Genomic DNA, 468 nt, shown 5'->3' with positions numbered 1-468 from the left:
CTATCCTAGAGTATTAATCCAAGTAGCCTCCTCCTCGCTTAAAGTGCTTTACAACCAAAAGGCCTTCTTCACACACGCGGCATGGCTGGATCAGGCTTGCGCCCATTGTCCAATATTCCCCACTGCTGCCTCCCGTAGGAGTCTGGGCCGTGTCTCAGTCCCAGTGTGGCGGATCATCCTCTCAGACCCGCTACAGATCGTCGCCTTGGTAGGCCTTTACCCCACCAACTAGCTAATCTGACTTAGGCTCATCTATTAGCGCAAGGTCCGAAGATCCCCTGCTTTCCCCCGTAGGGGGTATGCGGTATTAGCATTCCTTTCGGAATGTTGTCCCCCACTAATAGGCAGATTCCTAAGCATTACTCACCCGTCCGCCGCTAGCTCAGTTACCGAAGCAACCTCGCCCGCTCGACTTGCATGTGTTAAGCCTGCCGCCAGCGTTCGTTCTGAGCCAGGATCAAACTCTCA

Annotated in this window: 1 rRNA gene; it reads right to left on the bottom strand. The window is 54.1% G+C overall.

The annotated features are described in order from the left end of the window. Positions 1 to 468, bottom strand: a 16S ribosomal RNA gene (locus DLK05_RS17030); the annotation flags it as partial.

Source organism: Ancylomarina longa (assembly GCF_003996985.1).
GTDB lineage: Bacteria > Bacteroidota > Bacteroidia > Bacteroidales > Marinifilaceae > Ancylomarina_A > Ancylomarina_A longa.
Note: the sequence above shows the minus strand (reverse complement) of the source record. Positions and strands in the feature narration are given on the sequence as shown.